Raw genomic sequence first — 6841 nt, forward strand, 5'->3', positions numbered from 1 at the left:
GTTACATTTCTTATTCAAAAGGATATTAACACTATAAATTGTTTCACATGGAACATAAAAAAAGCTGCCTTCTTGGCAGCTTTTTTTATGCTTAGATTAGATAAAATTAAGCATCAATATCTGCATGTAATGCATTTTCCTCAATAAATGCACGACGAGGTTCAACATCATCCCCCATCAAGCATGAGAACATCCGATCTGCCTCTATTGCATCATCAATAGTCACCTGAAGCATATTACGGTTTTCAGGATCCATAGTCGTTTCCCAAAGCTGCTCAGCATTCATCTCACCTAGACCCTTATAACGCTGAATCATCATACCACGACGTGAGTCTTGTAAAATTTGTTGCCAAACCTGATGGAAATTGCTGACATTGATTCGACGCTCACCTTTTTGCAGATAAGCACCCTCTTCAATCAATCTAAACCAACTTTGAGAGTTTTGAAGTAGACGTTTATATTCACTAGAAGATAGCAAGCCAGCATCCAGTAAATACTGATGCGGTAAATTATGCACATATATTGTGATACGCGGCCAATAAACTGTTACTTTTTGCCCGTCTGCAAGTTCTTTTTCAAACTCTTCATATGAAAGCTCTGGACGTAAGCTTGGCTGTGCTGTTTCCATTGCTCCACGAAGCTGTTCTGACCATTGCTCCACATAAGCTTTATCATGGGCCTGATCTAGTTTAAATGCTTCTAGACCAAGTAAACCATCAAGCAAGCTGGCTGGATAACGCTGAGTTAAACGCTGTAAACTCTTTTGCGATGTTTGATAATCTGCAATCACCTTTTCCAGTGCCTCACCACGAATTGCTGGCGCATCAGCACTAATATGTAACTCCAGATCATCAATTGCATTTGAAATCAGATAACTATCAAGCGCTTCATTATCTTTGATATAAAGCTCTTGTTTACCCTTTTTCACTTTATAAAGCGGTGGTTGAGCAATATAGATATAGCCACGTTCGACAAGCTCAGGCATTTGACGGAAAAAGAATGTCAGAAGCAACGTACGAATGTGTGAACCATCCACATCAGCATCGGTCATAATGATAATTTTATGGTAACGTAGCTTTTCAGGATTATATTCTTCTCGGCCAATACCACATCCAAGTGCTGTGATGAGAGTACCTACTTCCTGAGAAGAGATCATTTTATCAAAACGAGCACGTTCCACATTAAGGATTTTACCTTTAAGTGGAAGAATAGCCTGCATCTTACGGTTACGACCCTGTTTTGCCGAACCACCCGCAGAGTCACCTTCGACCAAGTAAAGTTCAGAAAGTGCAGGATCTTTTTCCTGACAGTCTGCTAATTTACCTGGCAGACCTGCAATATCCAGCGCACTTTTGCGGCGTGTCATTTCACGCGCTTTACGTGCAGCATCACGGGCACGTGCGGCATCAATGATTTTACCTGCAATTGATTTGGCTGCTTGAGGATTCTCGAGTAAATATTCAGAGAATGCTTTGTTCATCGCCTGCTCAACAGCTGGTTTTACTTCACTGGATACCAGTTTTTCTTTGGTTTGTGAAGAAAACTTTGGATCTGGTACTTTGACTGAAATAATTGCTGTCAAACCTTCACGTGCATCATCACCCGTAACTGCAACTTTCTCTTTTTTGAGTAAGCTTTCATTTTCCATGTAGCTATTTAAACCACGGGTCAAAGCAGCACGGAAACCAGCTAAATGCGTGCCCCCATCTTTTTGTGGGATATTATTGGTAAAGCAACGTACATTTTCCTGATAAGTATCATTCCACTGAAGCGCAACTTCAACGCCGATACCATTATCCGCCTGGGTTGTGAAATGGAAAATATCATTTAGATGTGTTTTGCCTTGATTAATATATTTTACGAACTCAGACAATCCACCTTCATAGTCGTAAATATGTTCAAAAGCAACACGTTCATCACGTAAAATGATACGTACACCAGCATTCAGGAAAGATAATTCACGTAAACGACGTGCCAGAATATCGACATTAAAAATAGTCTGGCTAAAAGTTTCAGCACTTGGCCAGAAACGTACAATCGTTCCAGTTTTCGAAGTATCACCAACGACCTTTAAAGGATATTGAGGATCACCATGTTTGTATTCCTGATGATGAATATGACCAGCACGATGAATAGTTAATTCCAGTTTGCTAGACAAAGCATTTACAACTGAAACACCAACACCATGTAAACCACCTGAAACTTTATAGCTGTTGTCATCAAATTTACCACCAGCGTGCAGAATGGTTAAAATTACTTCAGCAGCAGAAACACCCTCTTCAGGGTGAATATCGGTAGGAATACCACGACCATTATCAGAAACACTCACAGACTCATCTTCATGAATGGTTACGATAATCTCGTCACAATGACCTGCTAATGCTTCATCAATCGCATTATCAACGACCTCAAACACCATATGATGTAAGCCTGTACCATCGTCAGTATCACCAATATACATGCCTGGACGTTTACGAACCGCATCTAGGCCACGTAATACTTTGATACTAGAGGAATCATAAGCTTTTTCTGTGGTTTGTTCTGTTTGAGAAGCAGCTTGATCTTCTGAACTCATGGTTTCTCCCTAGTGAAAAATAGGTCAATCCAAAACTGGAAAAAAATCTCAAAACTAATGCACAACAACTTGAACTCGACCATTGTCCACATTGAATAATTGATATGAAATAGACAAATCCTGCAAATGTTGTTGCACTGAATTATGGTCTAAAGTCGTGATAAAAACTTGACTACCAAGTTGGCTCAATCGCTCAATTAAACGTTGTTGTGCGCTTAAATCTAATTCTGCTGTCAGATCATCTAATAATACCACAGTTTCCTTATTACAGGCATGTAGCATTGCAATCTGTGACAGTTTTAATGCCATTATCAATAGCTTTTTTTGTCCACGTGACAATACAACATCAGCATCCCCCAGAGGAGTTTTTAAACGCAAATCAGCACGATGCGGACCATATTCAGTGTAGCGTCTTTCGATATCTTTTTGATGATAATTAGAAAGGTCGGAAAGCAAGCCATGTTCCACATGGAACCCTGCACTGTATTCAAGCTGGATATCCAGATCCGGAAGCAATTGAGCTAAATCTTCACGAAGGTATATTTTCCATTGTTCAACAATTTCAAGACGCTGAGAATGTAAAATCTCACCATATTGACTCAACATCTGGTTCCACGGCTCCAGATCTTGCAAAGTCAAATTACGTTGTACTTTTAACAAGCTATTACGCTGCTTTAAAGTTCGTGAATAATATTGCCATGCAATGTAAAACTCTGGTTCCACGTGAAACATAAGCCAGTCGAGCAATTGTCTGCGTGGTTTAGCGCCATGATCAATAATATCAGTACTGAGCGGGTCTATATGTTGTAGCGGTAAAATCTTAGCAAGCTGCCCCTGTGTAGCCACAGTATCACCATTCACTTTGATTAATTGCTCACCACTTTGTAATTTCTGCATTCCTATTTTTTCAGTAGCAGATTGTGCAAATATAATTGCATCCTGTGTATTATTTTGAATGTAGTTTTTTGGAATATGTGTTCTAAAAGATCGCCCTGTTGCCAATAAATGAATTGCTTCCAGAATTGAAGTCTTACCAGAACCATTTTGTCCATAAAAGACATTAAACGGCTGCAACTCATTGAGTACAACCGTTTCTAAATTTCGTACACGTTGTATATTTAAACGCGTGATATGCATGCTAAAAAATCAGTAAAATTAAACACGCATTGGCATCACAACATAAGTCTGATCCTGTTGTGATGGGTCTTGCACAAGCACAGATTGATTTGCCTCTGTCATCGTCATAGATACATCATCACCATCTAAAACACCTAATACATCCAATAAATACTGTGCATTAAACGACATTTCCATTGGTGCATCAGAATATTGTATTGCCAAATCTTCAATAGCTTCATCTTGCTCAGGGTTATTGGCACGAAGTTGCAAAGAGTCAGTATTAAAATTCAAGAAAACACCACGCAATTTTTCATTACTCAAAATCGCAACGCGCTGTAGTGACTGTTTAAAAACATCATGCGCAATTAATACATTCTTATCACCACCACGTGGAATAACACGGCGATAATCCGGGAATTTTCCATCAATCAATTTTGTGGTGAAGCGAACTGTAATATCAGCTTGTTCTTTATCACGACTAGGCGTATTAATAGTGACATTCAACAATTCACGGCCAATTAAAAGCGTTAGTTGCTCGTCCTCAATGCTGAGTAATCGCTGTAATTCACCAACAGCCTTTCGAGGAACAATGGCTTGAACTAATTGAGTTGCATTTGAGGAAGCCAATGTTTCACACAATGCCAAACGGTGACCATCTGTAGTAACAGCACGCAATTGATTTTCATCAATTTCCAACAAAGTACCCGTTAAGTAAAAACGTACATCCTGAACCGCCATTGCAAATGCAGTTTTTTCAAATAAACGTTTGAGTTCTCGTTCAGTGACTTGAACCTGTGTGCCTTGACTATTTTCTGTAGTCAAAAGAGGGTAATCTTCGGCAGGTAAAGTCCCCAAGACAAAACGGCTATTACCAGATTTTAAAATACAACGTTGGTCTTCAGTAATTTGTAAATCAATCAATGCTGCTGTTGGTAAAGATTTACAGATATCCATAAGCTTACGGGCAGGAACAGTGGTTTCTCCCGCCTGTAAACATGCGCCCTCTGCTAAAGTCGTGCTTGCAACCAATTCAACCTCTAAGTCAGAACCAGTAATAGTTAAAGCCTGATTGGTCGTCTGGATTTTAACGTTTGAAAGAATGTTCAAAGTATGGCGACGTTCAACTGCTCCAACCACATGGGATAAAACATTGAGTAAGCTCTCTTTCGCGATTTTCAAACGCACGGTGGATTCCTCTAAAAATATCTGAAGACGGGTAAATCTAATTTTTAACAGTGTACTATGCGGCACTTTATGCCGCATTGCAAGAATATAATTTAAGCAATATTTAGCTTTGTAATAAGCGCATTAAGTTTTTGTAATCTTCATTAAATATAGGATCTTCATCGCGCAAACTTTGAACTTTTTCACAGGCATGCATCACGGTACTGTGATCACGCCCTCCAAATGCCATGCCGATTTCAGGAAAACTGTCTCCAGTCAATTCACGGGCGAGTCCCATAGCCAATTGGCGTGGACGCGCATAAATACGAGTACGTTTAGGACCAACCAATTCTTTTAATGGGATACGGAAATATTCGCTCACCACACGTTGAATATTTTCAGTACTAATCGTTCTTGCACGAATCGCTAGTACATCTTTTAATGATTCCCGGACTACGTCCAAATCAATGGCAGTACCTTTAAAGCGAGAAATCGCAACAACTTTGTTCAATGCACCTTCAAGTTCACGAACGTTTGCAACAACTTGTTGTGCAATAAACAGTGCACAATTACGTGGTAAATCGATGTCATTGCTTTCAGCTTTTTTCAACAAAATTTCAATACGTGTTTCAATATCCGGAGGTTCTACACCGACAGATAATCCCCAGGAAAAACGTGAAACCAAACGAGGATCAAGTTCAGTCAGCTCTTTGGGATAACGGTCCGAAGTCAAAATAATCTGTTTAGATTCATCAAGTAAGGCATTGAAAGTGTAGAAAAATTCAACAAGACTAGCTTCTTTGCCAGCAAGCAAATGAATATCATCTACTAAAAGTAAATCTAAAGAACGACAATTCTTCTTAAACTCTTCCACCTTGCCTTTTTGCAATGAACTAACAAAGTCTTGCACAAAGCTCTCAGCAGTCATGTACATAACACGTGCATTTGGTTTGGCCTGAAGCAGAGCATTGCCAACAGCTTGCATCAGGTGAGTTTTACCAAGCCCTGTCGGACCATATAAAAATAGTGGATTATGCTGAGACTCACCCAATTGGGTCAAAACTTTTCGACAGGTTTCAGCTGCCATCTGGTTTGAACGACCTTCCACAAATAATGCAAATGTAAACAATGGGTTAAGTAATCTTTTTTTATTATTTTTAGCAGAAACTGTTTCGTGTTCTTTTTCTTTCTTTTGCTTAACAGGCGCACTAACTGGTGCAGACTCTAAAGCAGCTGTCGTTGTTGCAGGTTGCTCAGATGCTGAAAGAATAGCTCCAGGACGAGAATCAACTAAAATATCAACTTTGCGAATACGCCCTTCAGAGAGTTGCTCAGCTAAAATCGAAATGAGTTCAAGATGATGCTCTTGGATATATCTTGTCCAATACGGATTAGGTGCATATAGCTTTAATGTATCGTCACTTTCTTCCGCAACCAAAGGACGAATCCACATAGCATAGACATTATCAGATAGCTCTTGTCGCAAGCGAGTTAAGCAGTCCGTCCAAAGCATGTGAAACCCCTTCTCTAAAAGTTCGTTTTAAATTTAAAAAACATATCCCCAGTCATCGGGGGTCGCCATTCTAACCAAGTTATCCACATATGTCATGGGTAATTCAGTCACAATCGTTCAAAAAAGCAACCTTCCGCAATTAAATTTAAATTCAAATCGCATGTGGATAAGCTTTTCCACATCCTGTGGATAAAATATAACATGAAGTTATCCACAAACCATCAAATAAATAAAAACAAAGATATTCACATAGCAAATATTTGTTTTTTAAATTTAAAAAGCAGATTTCCACAGAAAAAACCAGCGCTAATAATAATAAATTTAAATTTTAAATTTGAATTTATTTATAAGATTCAGGAGAGCTGTGGATAACCTTAAACATAATGAATTTAAATTCAAATTGGATAGAAATTAAATTTAAACCGGAGTTTCAATATGGATAACTTTGTGGGTATCTATGAGTATAACTT

General features: G+C 38.9%; 4 protein-coding genes. All 4 read right to left on the reverse strand.

The window, feature by feature from the left end:
• Window positions 1-106: 106 nt before the first annotated feature.
• Window positions 107-2575, reverse strand: coding sequence for a DNA topoisomerase (ATP-hydrolyzing) subunit B (gene gyrB, locus KPC_RS16480; protein ID WP_121975444.1), 2469 nt, complete (start codon window positions 2573-2575; stop codon window positions 107-109).
• A gap of 54 nt (window positions 2576-2629) precedes the next feature.
• Complete coding sequence (recF, locus tag KPC_RS16485; RefSeq protein WP_121975445.1) at window positions 2630-3712, reverse strand: DNA replication/repair protein RecF; 1083 nt, start codon at window positions 3710-3712, stop codon at window positions 2630-2632.
• Between the two features lie 18 nt (window positions 3713-3730).
• Window positions 3731-4879: a DNA polymerase III subunit beta gene (dnaN, locus tag KPC_RS20800; RefSeq protein WP_121975446.1), complete on the reverse strand. Its 1149-nt coding sequence runs from the start codon at window positions 4877-4879 to the stop codon at window positions 3731-3733.
• Between the two features lie 103 nt (window positions 4880-4982).
• Window positions 4983-6371, reverse strand: coding sequence for a chromosomal replication initiator protein DnaA (gene dnaA / locus KPC_RS16495; RefSeq protein WP_121975447.1), 1389 nt, complete (start codon window positions 6369-6371; stop codon window positions 4983-4985).
• Window positions 6372-6841 lie beyond the last annotated feature (470 nt).

Source organism: Acinetobacter stercoris (assembly GCF_900323515.1).
In the GTDB taxonomy this organism is placed as follows: Bacteria; Pseudomonadota; Gammaproteobacteria; order Pseudomonadales; family Moraxellaceae; genus Acinetobacter; species Acinetobacter stercoris.

Bases quoted from the DNA above. Each gene is read 5' to 3' on its own strand.
- recF (WP_121975445.1), bottom strand. From the start codon at position 3,712: ATGCATATCACGCGTTTAAATATACAACGTGTACGAAATTTAGAAACG.
- gyrB (WP_121975444.1), bottom strand. From the start codon at position 2,575: ATGAGTTCAGAAGATCAAGCTGCTTCTCAAACAGAACAAACCACAGAA.
- dnaA (WP_121975447.1), bottom strand. From the start codon at position 6,371: ATGCTTTGGACGGACTGCTTAACTCGCTTGCGACAAGAGCTATCTGAT.